Genomic DNA, 14,678 nt, shown 5'->3' with positions numbered 1-14,678 from the left:
GCGCGAGTGCCGCCCGAGGGTCCTGCACCACCGGTTCGCCCGCCCGGCCCGGCTTGTGGTCCAATTTCGGCTTTCCGGGTGACGCGCAGGTCGCCGCCCGGGGGCACCCAACCGAAGTCGCGAACCATGAGCACCATCCTCCAAAACCTTCCCACCGGCCAGAAGGTCGGCATCGCCTTCTCCGGCGGCCTGGACACCAGCGCCGCCCTGCTGTGGATGAAGAAGAAGGGCGCCGAGCCCTACGCCTATACCGCCAACCTGGGCCAGCCGGACGAGCCCGACTACGAAGAGATTCCGCGCAAGGCCATGGCCTACGGCGCCGTCAAGGCCCGGCTGGTGGACTGCCGCGCGCAACTGGTGGCCGAGGGCATCGCCGCGCTGCAGGCCAGCGCCTTCCACGTCTCCACCGGTGGCGTCACGTATTTCAACACCACGCCCCTGGGCCGCGCCGTGACCGGCACCATGCTGGTGGCCGCCATGAAGGAGGACGACGTCAACATCTGGGGCGACGGCAGCACCTTCAAGGGCAACGACATCGAGCGCTTCTACCGCTACGGGCTGCTGACCAACCCGTCGCTGAAGATCTACAAGCCCTGGCTCGACCAGAAGTTCATCGACGAGCTGGGCGGGCGCAAGGAAATGAGCGAGTTCCTCATCGCCAACGGCTTCGACTACAAGATGAGCGTGGAGAAGGCCTACAGCACCGACTCCAACATGCTCGGCGCCACCCACGAGGCCAAGGACCTGGAACTGCTCGGCTCGGGCATCCGCATCGTCAACCCGATCATGGGCGTGGCCTTCTGGAAGGAAGACGTCGCCGTCAAGGCCGAGGAAGTCACGGTGCGCTTCGAGGAAGGCCAGCCGGTCGCCCTGAACGGCAGGACCTTCGCCAGCGCCGTCGAGCTGATGGAGGAAGCCAACCGCATCGGCGGGCGCCACGGCCTGGGCATGAGCGACCAGATCGAGAACCGCATCATCGAGGCCAAGAGCCGCGGCATCTACGAGGCCCCGGGCATGGCGCTGCTGCACATCGCCTACGAACGGCTCGTCACCGGCATCCACAACGAGGACACCATCGAGCAGTACCGCATCAACGGCCTGCGCCTGGGCCGCCTGCTCTACCAGGGCCGCTGGTTCGACCCGCAGGCCATCATGCTGCGCGAGACGGCCCAGCGCTGGGTGGCGCGCGCCATCACCGGTGAAGTGACGCTCGAGCTGCGCCGCGGCAACGACTACTCGCTGCTGAACACCGAGTCGCCCAACCTCACGTACAAGCCCGAGCGCCTGTCGATGGAAAAGGTGGAAGACGCACCGTTCAGCCCGGCCGACCGCATCGGGCAGCTGACCATGCGCAACCTCGACATCGTCGACACGCGCGACAAGCTCATGACGTACGTCAAGGCCGGGCTGCTGCTGCCGTCCACCGGCACCGAGCTGCCGCAGCTCAAGGACGACCGCAAGTCCTGACGCGCACGCGCGCCGCGACACCGAGACCTTTGACCACCCGCTCGCCGCTGCTGACCGAAGCGATCCGCGCGCTGGAGGCCGGCGGTCCGCTCGAGGACGCGCAGGCCGCGCGGACTGCAGCGCGCGCGGCGTCGAGCGACGAGGCCCGCATCGCGCACCGCGCCGGCCTGCTGGCGGCCCGGCTGGGCCTGGTCGACGGACTGGCGCGCGCCCGCCGGCTGGCGCCCTGGGTGCTGGCGGCCCTGGCGCTCCTGGTGACCCTGGCGGGCCTGGGGCTTGCCGGGGCAGTGGTCGATGCGCAGGAGCGCCGGATCAACGTCATGGCCGCGCTGGTGGCGCTGCTGGGCGCGCACCTGCTCAGCCTGCTGGTCTGGCTCGTGGCGTTGCTCTGGCCCGGATCTCACGGCTCCGGCGGCAGCCTGCTCGGCCGGCTGTGGCTCTCCGCCACGGCACGGCTGGCCCTCGGACGGGGCGGCGAAGCCGCCGCGGTCGCGCAAGGCGCGCTGGCCCTGCTCCAGCGCGCCCGCCTGCTGCCGTGGCTTGCAGGCCTGGCCAGCCACGTCGTCTGGGCGCTGGCGCTGGGCGCTGCGCTGGGCGCGATGTTGTTTGCACTCTCGTTCCGCGCCTACACGCTCGGCTGGGAAACCACGCTGCTCGACCCGGCCGCCTTCGGCCGCGCCGTGCAGGCACTGGCCATTGCACCCGGGTGGCTCGGCTTCCCGGTGCCCGATCCGCAGGCCCCCACGGACCGCACGCTGGCCATCTGGCTGGTCGGCTGCGTCGTCGTCTACGGCCTGCTGCCACGCGTCGCGCTGGCCGTCCTGTGCGCCGTCGTGTGGCGTGTGCGTTCGGCACGCCTGCAGCCGGACTACGGCCTGCCCTACTACCACCGGCTGGCCGCGCGCCTGGACGCCCTGGTGCCGGCCACGGTGATCGATCCCGACAGCCACGGCGCGGCCGGCCGCCCGCCGCACCCACCCGCTGCAGGCCACACGAGCGATGCGGTGCTGCTGGCCGGTTTCGAATTGCCGCCCGAACTGCCCTGGCCGCCGGCGCCGGTGCCGCATGGCGTGGAGGCGCTGGCGCCGATCGATGGCAGCCAGGCGCAGCGCCAGGCCTTCCTCGACGCCGCGTCGCAGCGCAATCCGCGCCTGCTGGTGCTGGCAGTCAACGCCGCCGCCAGCCCGGACCGTGGGACCGAGCGGCTGCTGCGCGACGCCCTGCCGCTGGCCGGTGCCTGCCGCCTCTGGCTGCTCGGCGACGACGCCGGTCGCGGCGCGGCGCGCTGGCAGCGCTGGCTCGGCGACATCGGTCTGTCCGACCTGCCCTGCTTCACGGACGCACAGGCGCTGCAGGTGCCGACCGCCGCGCGTACGCCATGACCCGCGATGGCCACACGCCCCTGCGCATCGCGGTCGTCGGACACACCAACGCCGGCAAGACTTCACTGCTGCGCACGCTGACTCGCCGCGTCGACTTCGGCGAAGTGTCGGACCGCCCCGGCACCACGCGCCACGTCGAGGCGATCGACCTGCGCGTCGACGGCCACGGGGCCGTGCGCTTTCTCGACACGCCCGGGCTGGAGGACGCAGTGGCACTGCTGGCGCACGCGGCCACCCTGCCCGGCGAGACGCGCCTCGAACGCGTGCGCCAGTTCCTCGCCGGCCCGGAGGCGCGGGGCGCCTTCGAGCAGGAGGCCAAGGTGCTGCGCACGCTGCTCGAACAGGCCGACGCCGCCTTCGTGGTGATCGACACGCGCGAGGCCGTGCTTCCCAAGTACCGCGACGAGATCGAACTGCTCGCGGCCTGCGGCCGGCCGCTGATGCCGGTGCTCAACTTCGTGCGCGGCGGCGCCGGCCGCGAGTCCGAATGGCGCGCCATGCTGGCCGAAGCCGGCTTGCATGCGGTGGTGCGATTCGACGCCGCCGCGCCCTTCACCGGCGCCGAGGCCGACCTGTACAACGACCTGGGCACCCTGCTGCCGCAGCGGCGCGACGATCTGCGCGCGATCGTGCGCCACCTCGAGCGCGAAGCGGCGGAACGCCGGACCGAGGCCTGCCGCCTCATCGCCGAAGTGCTGGTCGACAACGCGGCCTTGCGCGAGCCGGTCGACAGCGCCGCGTGGGGCGACGAGGCACAGCGCTCGTCGGCCATCGAAGGGCTGCGACAGCGCGCTCGTGCGCGCGCCCAGCGCGGCGTCGATGCATTGCTGGCGCTGTACGGCTTTCGGCCCGGCGACGCCGCCGAGGCACCGCTGCCGCAGCTGGACGGGCGCGATTCGCTCGACCTGTTCAACCCCGAGGTGCTCAGGCAGGCTGGCCTGCGCCTGGGTGGCGGGGCTGCGGTCGGTGCCGCCCTGGGCGTGGTGGCCGACCTCGCGGTCGGAGGCGCCTCGCTTGGCGCGGGGGCGGCCCTGGGCGGCGCGCTCGGTGGCGCCGTCTCGCAGGGCTGGGGACCTTTCGGCCGCCGGATGCTGGGCCTGCTGCGCGGCGTGCGCGAGTTGTCGGTCGAGGAGGCTGCCCTCTACGCCATGGCCGAGGACCAGCTGCGGCTGGTGCTTGCGCTCGAACGGCGGGGCCACGGCGCCGCGTCGACCGCTGCGGCGGCGGCAGGCGTAACATCCGCGGGCCGCACCGCGGCCTCGGATCCGGCGTTCGGCGCCCTGGCCGAAGCCGTGCGGGCCACCCGTACGGCGCGCGCGCATCCCCATTGGGCCAAGGCCCCTTCGCTGCGCGAGCGGCTGGCTGGCTCGTCCGGCGAGCGCGCCGAAGTGGTCGACCAGGTCGCGCACTCGCTCGCCGCGGCGGCGGATGCGTTCGCGGCCCCGGCCGACCCCGTCTGAAGGCCCTGTCACAGGGACGCAGGTCTTTTTTCGGCGCCTGGCGCGCCGGGTGTCCTACAGCCGGCGCCTACGCTCTCCGACGATGCGAAAGCGCCGGCGGATCGACACTGCGGTCTCACAACAACACGCAGGAGTTTGAACGTGAACACCATCATCTACGTCGTCGGTCTGGTCGTCGTCATCGTCGCCGTGCTGTCCTTCTTCGGCCTGCGCTGATCTGGCGCACGGCAGGGCCGGCAGAGCCGATGCAGCAGCGGCAACCATGGACCCCGCCGTGCTCGGCCTCCCGGTCGTTTTTTCGTATGCTTTTCCGGGAACGGCATCCCTCATTCGCTGATACTCGGGGTGCGCGACACGGATGCCGCGTCGTTCCATGATTGGGGCGATTGCCAGCGCTGGCCTGCGGCGGGCTCTGTTCGGGGGCTGACCGCAGTGCCGTGATTGCCGCGCGCCAACCAACGCAATACATGGCTACACCCAGCACTTCCCCCCGGCCGCGCCACTTCTCGATGATCCGCGGGTTCCATCTGGCGGACGTCTTCACGCTCGGCAACGCCGCCTGCGGCGTCGGGGGCGTGCTGCTGGCGATGGCCTTCATGCGAAGCCAGTCGCTGGCGCAGTTCTATTGGGCGGCCGCACTCGCCCCTGCGGCCTTCATCTTCGACGTTTTCGACGGGCGCATCGCGCGCTGGCGCCAGACGCATTCGGCGCTCGGGCGCGAACTCGATTCGCTGGCCGACGTCATCTCCTTCGGCGTGATGCCGGCCGCGCTCGCCTTTGCCGCCGGCCTCGACGGTGGCTGGGATTGCGTGGTGCTGGCGTACTTCGTCTGCTGCGGCGTCAGCCGCCTGGCGCGTTACAACGTGACGGCTGAGTCGCTCTCGGAAGGCGGCGACAAGGTCAAGTACTTCGAAGGCACTCCCATTCCTACCAGCGTGGTGCTCGTCGGCGTCCTCGCGCTGGCCGCCTGGCAGCAACGGCTGGGCGACGCCATCTGGGGCGGCGCCTGGCAGCTCGGTCCGTGGCTGCTCCACCCGCTGGTGCTTCTGTTCGCGCTCTCGGGCACACTCATGGTCAGCAAGACCCTGCGCATCCCGAAGCTGTGAACCATGACGAACGGACTCGACCAGCTGCTCAAGCTCGGCGCCGGCCTGCCCCTGGCGGTGCCATGCGACCACTTCTACTTTCTTCGCCACGGCCAGACCGCGCGCAACCTGGCGCGCATCTTCCAGGCGGTTGACGAACCGCTCAATGCCACCGGCCTGGCCCAGGCGCGCGCCGCTGCCGAACGGCTGGCCGATGAGCCTCTGGCCACCATCGTCTGCAGCGACGCCGTGCGGGCCCGCCAGACCGCCGAACTCGTGGCCGCGCCGCACGGCCTGGTGCCGCAGCACAGCGCTGCCTTGCGCGAACGCGACTTCGGCGCGCTGATCGGCTCGTCGTCAGCCGGGCTCGACTGGTCCTGCGTGCCGGAACGGGGCGAGACGCTCGAACAGTTCATGCAGCGCAAGCAGCGCGCGATCGCCGAGGCCCTGGCCCGGCCAGGCCCCGTGTTGATCGTGGCGCATGGCGGGTCGCTCTACGCACTGGCGGCGATGCTCGGCGTGCCGGTCGACCTGCAATTGCTGGCCAACGCGCAACCCTTGCGATTCGGGCGGCGCGGCCCCACCTGGGTTGTCGAAGCGCTGTCGCCGCATGCATCGCAGGCGGCAGCGGACGGCGGCGCCGCCATCGCCTGACCTCGCAGATCCGGCAGACCCGCGCGCAGCCCAACCACATCGGCAAGCACATGGAATTCAAGGACTACTACCAAGCCCTCGGCGTGGAGCGCAGCGCCTCGGCCGACGACGTGCGCAAGGCCTATCGCAAGCTGGCCCGCAAATACCATCCGGACGTGAGCAAGGAGCCGGATGCCGAGACGCGCATGCGCGAGGTGAACGAGGCCTACGACGTGCTGCGCGACCAGGAAAAGCGCTCCGCCTACGACGCGCTGGCAGATCGCGTGGCGCGCGGCGGCAGCGCACACGGCGATTTCCACCCACCGCCGGGCTGGGACGAGGGCTTCGAATTCCATCATCGCCCGGGTGCCGACGGCCCGGCCGACCATGCCGAGTTCAGCGAATTCTTCTCCTCGCTGTTCGGGCAGGCACAACGCCGCGGCGCGGCCCGGCACAACTACCGCGCACGCGGCGAAGACCATCATGCGGCCATCGAGATCTCGCTCGAGGACGCCCTGCACGGCGCCGAGCGCGAGATCACGCTGCGCGCCATGGAGATCGACGCGCAGGGTCAGGCGCAGGTCGTGCCGCGCACGCTGCACGTGAAAATCCCGCCCGGCGTCGGCCCGGGCCAGTTCATCCGGCTGGCTGGCCAGGGCATGCCCGGACACGGCGGCGAGCCTGCCGGCGACCTCTTCCTCGAAGTGCGAATCGCGCCGCACAAGCTCTACCGCGTGGAAGGGCGCGACCTTTACATGACGCTACCGGTCACGCCCAGCGAAGCGGCCCTCGGCGCGCAGGTGCGGGTGCCGACCCCCAGCGGCGGCGTGGTCGAGGTGACGGTGCCCAGGAACGCCCGCAATGGGCTGAAGCTGCGCCTGAAGGGGCGCGGCCTGGCGGGCAAGAATCCGGGCGATCTGTACCTGTTGCTGGACATCGTGCTGCCGCCAGCCGACAGCGACGCCGCGCGCCAGGCCTACGACGCCCTCGCGCGCGCCAGCAGCGGCTTCGATCCGCGCCGCAACCTGGGCCTTTGAGCCGGACGCAGACATACGGGAGTGCCAATCGAATGGTCACCATCAAGCACAGCTTCAGCGCCACCGTCCTCGACGACACCGGCGCGCTGGCCACCACAGAACTCGCGCACGCGTGCGGCGCGGGCGAGGATTGGGTGGTTCAACTGGTCGAGGTCGGCCTGGTCGAGGCCGAGGGCCACGAAGGCCCGCCCCAGCAATGGCGTTTTCACAGCAGCGCGCTGCAGTGCGCGCTGGAGGCGCGCCGCCTGCAGCGCGATTTCGACGTCGGACTCGATGCGGCCGCGCTGATCATCGAACTGCAGAGCGAAGTGCGCCGACTCAAGTCGATGCTCAACGCGCAGGGCCTGCGCTTGCGCTGAGCCGGCCGGCTCTGCCGCGCCCGAAGGCCGCTGCGGCCCTGCGCCCGGCGGTATCTCAGCCCGCGGGGCGTGCCTGCATCTGCCGGTCCACCGCCGCGAAGTCGTCCCGCATGCGGCTCGACGGCGCCCGGCTCAGCAGGCTGCCCAGCACGATGGCAATACTTGCCAGGATGAAGCCGGGCACGATCTCGTAGATGCCCAGCCAGCCGAACTGCTTCCACACCAGCACCGTCACCGCGCCGACGATCATGCCGGCCAGCGCCCCGTTTCGGGTCATGCGCGGCCACAGCAGCGAGCCCAGCACCACGGGACCGAAGGCCGCACCGAAGCCGGCCCAGGCGTAGCTGACCATGCTCAGCACCTTGCTGTTCGGATCGGCAGCGAGCGCGATGGCGATGCCGGCCACCAGCAGGACCATGGCGCGGCCGAACCACACCAGTTCGCCCTGCGAGGCTTCCTTCCTGAGGAAGGTCTTGTAGATGTCCTGCGTGAGTGCGCTGGAACACACCAGGAGCTGGCACGACAGGGTGCTCATGACCGCGGCCAGGATCGCCGCCAGCAGAACGCCGGCGACCCAGGGGTTGAACAGCAGCTTGGCCGTCTCGATGAACACGCGCTCGGCGTCGGCCGTGATGCCGCCGGCCTGTTGCGGGTTGAGCTTGAAGTAGGCAATGCCGAAGAAGCCGACCGCCGCCGCGCCGGCCAGGCACAGGATCATCCACGTCATGCCGATGCGGCGCGCCTTGGGAATGGTGTCGACCGACGAGGCGGCCATGAAGCGCACCAGGATGTGCGGCTGGCCGAAGTAGCCCAGGCCCCAGGCGGCCAGCGACACGATGCCCACGCCGGTCAGGCCGTTGAACAGGTCGAGGTTGGCCGGGTCGGCGCTGCGCACCACCTCGATGGCCTGGGTCGGGCCGCCGGCGGCCTGGATGACCATGAGCGGCGCCACGATCAGCGCGCCGATCATCAGGGCCGCCTGGATCGTGTCGGTCCAGCTGACCGCCAGGAAGCCGCCGATGAACACATACGCAATGGTGGCAATGGCGCCCACCCAGAGCGACGTGGCATACGGCAGGCCGAACATGCTCTCGAACAGCCGGGCGCCGGCCACCGCGCCGGAGGCGGCATAGAGCGTGAAGAACACCAGGATCACCAGCGCGGTGATGATCCGCAGCACGTTGCTGCGATCCTCGAAGCGATTGGACAGGTAGTCCGGCAGCGTGAGCGCATTGCCGGCCTTCTCGGTGTAGGCCCGCAGGCGCCCGGCGACGAAGCGCCAGTTGAGCCAGGCGCCGGCGATCAGCCCGACGGCGATCCACACCTCGCGCACGCCATGCAGGAAGATGGCGCCGGGCAGCCCCATCAGCAGCCAGCCGCTCATGTCGGAGGCGCCGGCCGACAGCGCGGTGACGACACTGCCCAGACTTCGGCCGCCGAGGATGTAGTCCGACAGGTTGCTGGTGGCCCGGTAGCCGAGCCAGCCCACGAGGAGCATGGCCACCAGGTAGATGCCAAACATGATGACCGTTGGCGTATTGGCTGTCATTGATCTTTCCTTCCCTTGTCTTCTTGTTGCGAACAGGCACGGCGCGGCCGAGGCCGCGGCGCCGCCCCGCGGAGTGTGCGTCAAAGCACGGCGCGGTGTCGCGGACTTCCTGCACGAAGCGCAGCCTCCCTTGGCTTCACATTGGCCGGCGGCGATGTCACGCCGCTGCGACAGCGCGCCTTATCCATTTGAAGGATGCGCGCCGCATGCGTGACGCCAACACTCTGTGCCGTGCACACCAAGGAGTCATGAACATGCCGAACATGCATACGTCCTGCGGCGCGCCCGGTCGGCTCGGCCGTGCGCGACCAGCGCTCGCCTGGAGCCTGGCCCTGTCCCTGGCCAGCGCCGCCGCGCAGCAGGCCACCCCGGCGCCACCTGCCGCACAGGCCGAGCCCATCTCGGAACAGGAATTCCAGTCGAGCATCGTCGACAAGTCGGTGAGCCTGACGAATCCGCGCGGCATCAACGTCCAGCTTCGCCTGGAGAAGGATGGGCGCTCCGTCGCGTCCGGTGGGTTCAACGATGTCGGACGCTGGCGCGTCACCGGCCCGGGCAGTTATTGCGCGCGTTGGAACAAGCTGCCGAGCGAAGAGCGGTGCTCGGCCTTCGCGCGCCGCGGCAGCCAACTGGTCCTGCAGCAGGCCGACGGGCAGGTGCTCATCGTCAATGGGGTCGAATAGGCCGGCGCCGCGACCGGGTCGCGACGCCGCGGCCTTCAGCCGCCCTTGCCTTGCACCAGCCGAAGGATGCTCGAGAAATCCAGGCCGCCGTGGCCCGCCAGGCTGTGCGCCGCGTACAGGTTGCGGGCCATGCCGCCCAGCGGCGTGGCGGCCTTGACCGCCGTCGCATTCTCCTGGGCCAGGCCCAGGTCCTTGAGCATGAGGTCGGTGCCGAAGCCGCCTGCGTAGCCCTTGGACGCCGGCGCGGCGTCCATCACGCCCGGCATCGGGTTGTACTTCTCGAGCGCCCAGTTGCCGCCCGAGCTGCGCCGCATGATCTCCGACAGCACCTTGGGGTCCAGGCCGTTGGCCACGCCCAGCGCAAGCGCCTCGCTGGTGCCGATCATCAGCACGCCAAGCAGCATGTTGTTGCAGATCTTGGCGGTCTGGCCGGCGCCGGCGCCACCGGCGTGGAAAATGTTGGCGCCCATCTTCTCCAGCACGGGTCGCGCCCGTTCCAGATCGGCCGCCTCGCCTCCCACCATGAAGGTCAGCGTGCCGGCGATCGCACCGCCGGTGCCGCCGGACACGGGCGCGTCGATCATGGCGATGCCCCGGCCTGCGGCCGCCTTTGCGACTTTGCGGGAGGTCGCCGCGGCGATGGTGCTGCTGTCGATCACCAGAGTGCCGGCCGCGATGTGCGCCAGCAGGCCTTCACGCCCGTCACCGCCGAGGAACAGCGCCTCGACGTGCTGGCTGGCCGGCAGCATGCTGATGACGATCTCGGCGCCGTCCACCGCCGCGTCGGCCGAGGCGGCGATGCGAACGCCTTCGCCTGCCAGCTTCTGGCACGCGGCTGCGGACAGGTCGAAGGCTGCCACCGCGTGGCCGGCCTTGTGCAGGTTCAGGGCCATCGGGCCGCCCATGTTCCCCAGGCCGATGAAGGCGATCTTGCTCATGGTTCGTTGTCTCCGTGGATGTGATGGGTTGGGGTCGCGTGCGCCGGCCCTACGACAGCGCGACCAGCTGCGCCGGCATCTCGCCGCGCGGGCGCAGGTGGTCGGCGACGAACTCGGGCGTGACGTCTTCCAGGCGCGCCGGCTGCCACTGCGGGTTGCGATCCTTGTCGATCAGCACGGCGCGAATGCCTTCGGCGAAGTCGTGGTGCGCGCAAAAGCCCAGCGAGGCCCGGTATTCCAGGCGGAACACCTCGGCCAACGACATGTGCAGCACGCGTTGCCACAGCGCGAAGGTAACGGCGGCCGACGAGGGCGCGCCCTTGGAAAAGGCCTTCGACGCGCCCTGCAGCCAGGCGTCATCGCCCTCGAACTCGCGCAGGCGGCGCGCAATATCCAGCAGGCTCTCGCCGGCCATCAGTGCATTGATGGTGTCGAAATGCTCGCGCACCTTGGATGCGGGCAGCGTGGCGCCCTCCTGTGCGCGCGCCAGCACGCGCGAGAGCTCGGCACGATCGGCGCTGCCCTCGCCCGTCCAGCGGGCGGCGGCGATGGCATCCATCACCTGCGCCTTGCCCGACTGCGCCACGAAGTGGTCGGCCAGGCCGCAGAAGATGGCGTCGGCGGCGTTCACCTGGGCCGCGGTCAGTGCCAGGAACAGGCCGGTGCGCCCCGGCATGCGCCGAAGGAACCAGCTGCCGCCGACATCCGGGTACAGGCCGATGTTGATTTCGGGCATGGCCACGCGGCTGCCCTCGGTCACCACGCGATGGGTGCAGCCTGCCATGAGCCCGACGCCGCCGCCCATGACGATGCCGTGGCCCCAGCACATCAGCGGCTTGGCATAGGTGTGGATCAGGTAGTCGAGCTCGTATTCCTCGCGGAAGAAGTCCTCGGCGTAGGTGTTGCGGCCGGCGCCGCATTCGCGCAGCGTCGCGTACAGCTGCCGCAGGTCGCCGCCGGCGCAGAAGGCCTTCTCGCCCGCCGCCTGAAGCATGACGCCCACGACGCCGGCATCCGCCTGCCAGGCGGCAAGGCGCGGCAGCAGCAGGCGCACCATGTCGACCGAAAGGGCGTTGAGCGCGGCCGGCGCGTTGAGGGTGGCAATGCCGAAGCGGTGGCCGCTGGCGGTGGGAACTTCTTCGAAAAGGACGACGGGTTCGGTCATGAGTCTGGACTGCGGAATTCGAGCGGAAAGCACGAAGCCTACTTCAGCGGATGTCGGCGTCGCCTTCGAGCAGCTTGCGCGAGACGATCACGCGCATGATCTCGTTGGTGCCTTCCAGGATCTGGTGCACGCGGGTGTCGCGCACCAGGCGCTCCAGCGGGAACTCGCCGAGATACCCGTAGCCGCCGTGCAGCTGGAGCGCGTCGTTGCACACGGCGAAGCCGGCGTCGGTGGCGAAGCGCTTGGCCATGGCGCAATAGGTGCTGGCATCCGGGTGGCCGGCATCGAGCCTGCTGGCGGCCAGGCGCACCATCTGGCGCGCGGCGACGAGTTCCGTGGCCATGTCGGCGAGCTTGAACTGCAGTGCCTGGAAGCTGGCCAGCGGCTTGCCGAACTGCTGGCGCTCGTGCAGGTAGCGCCGCGCGGCATCGAGCGCGCCCTGGGCCGCGCCGACCGAGCACGTGGCAATGTTGATGCGCCCGCCGTCCAGCCCTTTCATGGCGATCTTGAAGCCCTCTCCTTCAGCGCCCAACAGGTGCGACGCGGGCACGCGCACGTTGTCGAAGGCGATGGTGCGCGTGGGCTGGCTGTTCCAGCCCATCTTGTGCTCCTTCTTGCCGTAGCTGATGCCCGCCGCATCGGCCGGCACGGCAAAGGCGGAAACGCCGCCCGCCCCACCCGCGCCCGTGCGTGCCATGAGCACCAGCACGTCGGTCGAGCCGGCGCCGGAGATGAAGGCCTTGCCGCCGTTGATGACGTATTCGCCGCCTTGCAGCTCGGCGCGGGTCTTGAGCGAGCCGGCGTCGGAGCCCGCGCCCGGCTCGGTCAGGCAGTAAGAGGCGAGCTTGCGGCCGACGGTCAGGTCCTCGCCCCATTGCCGGCAGACGGTGTCGGTGCCCCACGTGCCGAGCATCCAGGTGGCCATGTTGTGGATGGTGATGAAAGCGGTGGTCGACGGATCGACCGCCGCCATTTCCTCGAACACCAGGGCGGCGTCCAGCCGCGGCAACGCCAGGCCGCCGATCTTCTCGGGCGCGTACAGGCCGCAGAAGCCCAGTTCGCCAGCCTTGGCTATGGCTTCCCTGGGAAAGATCGCCTCGGCATCCCAACGCGCGGCATGGGGGGCGAATTCCTGCTGCGCGAAGGCCCTTGCCGTGTCGGCGAAGGCGCGCTGGTCTTCTGTCAGTTCGAAGTTCATGGTCGTCGATTGTTGCGTGGCGCCCGCGCGGCGGGGAACGGGGGCAGCGGACTCACACGCCGGCGGTGCCGGGCCCGCACAGGCCCTGGCCCGTACGCCGCCTCGACAGGGCCCTGTCGGTCACTTCAGGCTGATGGTGGTGTTCACCCCGTGCGACACGGTCGAATCGTCGAACCAGCGCGCCGTCACCGTCTTGGTCTGCGTGTAGAACAGCACCACCTGCTTGCCGTACGGGCCCAGGTCGCCGAGCTTGGAAGCGCGCGATCCGGTGAACGAGAACATCGGCACCGGCACGGGGATCGGCACGTTGATCCCGACCTGTCCCACGTCGATGTCCTCCTGGAACTTGCGCGCCGCCGCGCCCGACTGCGTGAAGATCGCCGTGCCGTTGCCGTTCGGATTGGCGTTGATCAGCTCGATCGCCTCGTCGATGTGGTCCGCGCCCACCAGGCACAGCACCGGGCCGAAGATCTCCTGCTGGTAGATCGACATGCCGGGCTTCACGTCCGCGAAGATCGTGGGCCCCACGAAATTGCCCTTCTCGAAGCCCGGTACGGCAGGCTTGCGGCCGTCGAGCACCAGCGTCGCGCCTTCGCCCACGCCGCGGTCGATGAAGCCCGTCACGCGCTCGTGCGCCGCGCAAGACACGAGCGGCCCGACATCCACGCCCTTGTCCACGCCCGCGCCGACCTTGAGCGTCTTCGCCTTGGCCACCAGGTCCGGCACCCAGTTGCGCGCCTCGCCCACCAGCACCGCCACCGACACCGCCATGCAGCGCTGCCCGGCCGCGCCGAATGCCGCGCCGGCCAGGGCGTTGAGCGTCTGCTCCTTGTTGGCGTCGGGCATCACGATGGCGTGGTTCTTCGCGCCCATCATGCATTGCACCCGCTTGCCGGCCAGGCTCGCGCGGTTGTAGACGAGGGTGCCCACCTTGGTGGAGCCGACGAAGCTGATGGCCTTGATGTCGCGGTGATCGCAGATGGCGTTGACCACGTTCTCGCCGCCGTGCACCACGTTCAGCACGCCGGGCGGAATGCCGGCCTGCAGCGCCAGTTCGCACAGCCGCATGGTCACCATCGGATCCTGCTCGCTCGGCTTGAGCACGAAGGTGTTTCCGCAGGCGATGGCCATCGGGAACATCCACAGCGGAATCATGGCCGGAAAGTTGAACGGCGTGATGCCGGCGCACACGCCCAGCGGCTGCAGCACGGAGTAGGTGTCGACACCCCCGGCGACGTTGTTGGCCAGCTCGCCCAGCTGCAGATTGCCGATGCCTGCCGCGTGCTCCACCACCTCGAGCCCGCGGAACACGTCGCCTTCGGCATCGGGCAGTGTCTTGCCCTGTTCGGCCGTCAGCAGCGCGGCCAGCTCGGCCATGTTCTCGCGGATGAGCTGCTGGTACTTCAGGAAGATGCGGGCGCGCGCGCCAATGGCCGTCTTGCGCCAGGTCTTGAAGGCCTCCTTGGCGCTGGCCACCGCCGCATCCACCTCGTCCGCGGTGGCGAAGGGCACGCGTGCCAGAACCTCCTGCGTGGCCGGGTTGACGATGTCGCGCCACTCGGTGGTCTTCGATTCGACGAACTTGCCGTCGATGAGCAGCTTGACGGTGGCGACCTGCGCCTTCGGGGTGGTGGTGGCGTCCATGTGAGTGTCTCCGGATAGGGTTGAGTGACGAGCCGCGACCGTGTGCGATTGCACGGTTGCACTTGATCCTAGCTTTGC

The 14,678-nt window shown here is 69.9% G+C and carries 13 protein-coding genes; 8 read left to right on the top strand and 5 right to left on the bottom strand.

Annotated features, from left to right (window positions below):
- Positions 1-126: 126 nt before the first annotated feature.
- From argG to VES41_RS09625, 7 genes are all read left to right on the top strand, one after another.
- Positions 127-1,467, top strand: a complete 1,341-nt coding sequence (gene argG, locus VES41_RS09655) for an argininosuccinate synthase (RefSeq protein WP_324816083.1) — start codon at positions 127-129, stop codon at positions 1,465-1,467.
- A gap of 29 nt (positions 1,468-1,496) precedes the next feature.
- Positions 1,497-2,849, top strand: a complete 1,353-nt coding sequence (locus tag VES41_RS09650; protein WP_324816080.1) for a DUF2868 domain-containing protein — start codon at positions 1,497-1,499, stop codon at positions 2,847-2,849.
- Positions 2,846-4,309: a GTPase/DUF3482 domain-containing protein gene (locus VES41_RS09645; protein WP_324816078.1), complete on the top strand. Its 1,464-nt coding sequence runs from the start codon at positions 2,846-2,848 to the stop codon at positions 4,307-4,309. Before VES41_RS09650 ends, VES41_RS09645 begins: the two co-directional genes overlap by 4 nt.
- A 467-nt stretch (positions 4,310-4,776) precedes the next feature.
- A complete protein-coding gene (locus VES41_RS09640) occupies positions 4,777-5,415 on the top strand; it encodes a CDP-alcohol phosphatidyltransferase family protein (RefSeq protein ID WP_324816075.1) in 639 nt (212 codons plus the stop codon).
- Positions 5,416-5,418: 3 nt separating this feature from the next.
- Complete coding sequence (locus VES41_RS09635; protein WP_324816072.1) at positions 5,419-6,048, top strand: histidine phosphatase family protein; 630 nt, start codon at positions 5,419-5,421, stop codon at positions 6,046-6,048.
- A gap of 50 nt (positions 6,049-6,098) precedes the next feature.
- The gene (locus VES41_RS09630) at positions 6,099-7,064 is read left to right on the top strand and encodes a DnaJ C-terminal domain-containing protein (protein WP_324816070.1); all 966 of its coding nucleotides are present in this window, start codon (positions 6,099-6,101) and stop codon (positions 7,062-7,064) included.
- Positions 7,065-7,096: 32 nt separating this feature from the next.
- Positions 7,097-7,423: a chaperone modulator CbpM gene (locus VES41_RS09625; protein WP_324816068.1), complete on the top strand. Its 327-nt coding sequence runs from the start codon at positions 7,097-7,099 to the stop codon at positions 7,421-7,423.
- A 55-nt stretch (positions 7,424-7,478) separates the two neighbouring features.
- On the opposite strand, the gene putP is transcribed toward VES41_RS09625, so the two are convergent.
- Positions 7,479-8,972: a sodium/proline symporter PutP gene (gene putP / locus VES41_RS09620; protein WP_324816066.1), complete on the bottom strand. Its 1,494-nt coding sequence runs from the start codon at positions 8,970-8,972 to the stop codon at positions 7,479-7,481.
- A 254-nt stretch (positions 8,973-9,226) separates the two neighbouring features.
- Between putP and VES41_RS09615 the strand changes: the two genes are divergently transcribed.
- Entirely contained in the window at positions 9,227-9,655 is a 429-nt protein-coding gene (locus VES41_RS09615) for a hypothetical protein (protein WP_324816062.1), read from the top strand.
- A gap of 35 nt (positions 9,656-9,690) precedes the next feature.
- Here the strand turns inward: VES41_RS09615 and mmsB are convergent, their stop codons facing one another.
- The 4 genes from mmsB to VES41_RS09595 form a co-directional block, all read right to left on the bottom strand.
- Positions 9,691-10,593: a 3-hydroxyisobutyrate dehydrogenase gene (mmsB, locus tag VES41_RS09610; protein WP_324816060.1), complete on the bottom strand. Its 903-nt coding sequence runs from the start codon at positions 10,591-10,593 to the stop codon at positions 9,691-9,693.
- A 49-nt stretch (positions 10,594-10,642) separates the two neighbouring features.
- The gene (locus tag VES41_RS09605) at positions 10,643-11,758 is read right to left on the bottom strand and encodes an enoyl-CoA hydratase/isomerase family protein (protein WP_324816057.1); all 1,116 of its coding nucleotides are present in this window, start codon (positions 11,756-11,758) and stop codon (positions 10,643-10,645) included.
- A gap of 43 nt (positions 11,759-11,801) precedes the next feature.
- Positions 11,802-12,956, bottom strand: a complete 1,155-nt coding sequence (locus VES41_RS09600; RefSeq protein ID WP_324816055.1) for an acyl-CoA dehydrogenase family protein — start codon at positions 12,954-12,956, stop codon at positions 11,802-11,804.
- A 120-nt stretch (positions 12,957-13,076) separates the two neighbouring features.
- Positions 13,077-14,600: a CoA-acylating methylmalonate-semialdehyde dehydrogenase gene (locus tag VES41_RS09595; RefSeq protein WP_324816052.1), complete on the bottom strand. Its 1,524-nt coding sequence runs from the start codon at positions 14,598-14,600 to the stop codon at positions 13,077-13,079.
- Positions 14,601-14,678 lie beyond the last annotated feature (78 nt).

The sequence above is a fragment of the Variovorax sp. genome (genome assembly GCF_035634955.1).
Classification (GTDB): domain Bacteria; phylum Pseudomonadota; class Gammaproteobacteria; order Burkholderiales; family Burkholderiaceae_C; genus Variovorax.
This window is presented reverse-complemented; position numbering and strand designations above follow the sequence as displayed.

Bases quoted from the DNA above. Each gene is read 5' to 3' on its own strand.
- VES41_RS09635 (WP_324816072.1), top strand. From the start codon at position 5,419: ATGACGAACGGACTCGACCAGCTGCTCAAGCTCGGCGCCGGCCTGCCC.
- VES41_RS09630 (WP_324816070.1), top strand. From the start codon at position 6,099: ATGGAATTCAAGGACTACTACCAAGCCCTCGGCGTGGAGCGCAGCGCC.
- VES41_RS09595 (WP_324816052.1), bottom strand. From the start codon at position 14,600: ATGGACGCCACCACCACCCCGAAGGCGCAGGTCGCCACCGTCAAGCTG.
- VES41_RS09605 (WP_324816057.1), bottom strand. From the start codon at position 11,758: ATGACCGAACCCGTCGTCCTTTTCGAAGAAGTTCCCACCGCCAGCGGC.
- putP (WP_324816066.1), bottom strand. From the start codon at position 8,972: ATGACAGCCAATACGCCAACGGTCATCATGTTTGGCATCTACCTGGTG.
- VES41_RS09625 (WP_324816068.1), top strand. From the start codon at position 7,097: ATGGTCACCATCAAGCACAGCTTCAGCGCCACCGTCCTCGACGACACC.
- VES41_RS09600 (WP_324816055.1), bottom strand. From the start codon at position 12,956: ATGAACTTCGAACTGACAGAAGACCAGCGCGCCTTCGCCGACACGGCA.
- mmsB (WP_324816060.1), bottom strand. From the start codon at position 10,593: ATGAGCAAGATCGCCTTCATCGGCCTGGGGAACATGGGCGGCCCGATG.
- VES41_RS09615 (WP_324816062.1), top strand. From the start codon at position 9,227: ATGCCGAACATGCATACGTCCTGCGGCGCGCCCGGTCGGCTCGGCCGT.
- VES41_RS09640 (WP_324816075.1), top strand. From the start codon at position 4,777: ATGGCTACACCCAGCACTTCCCCCCGGCCGCGCCACTTCTCGATGATC.
- VES41_RS09645 (WP_324816078.1), top strand. From the start codon at position 2,846: ATGACCCGCGATGGCCACACGCCCCTGCGCATCGCGGTCGTCGGACAC.
- argG (WP_324816083.1), top strand. From the start codon at position 127: ATGAGCACCATCCTCCAAAACCTTCCCACCGGCCAGAAGGTCGGCATC.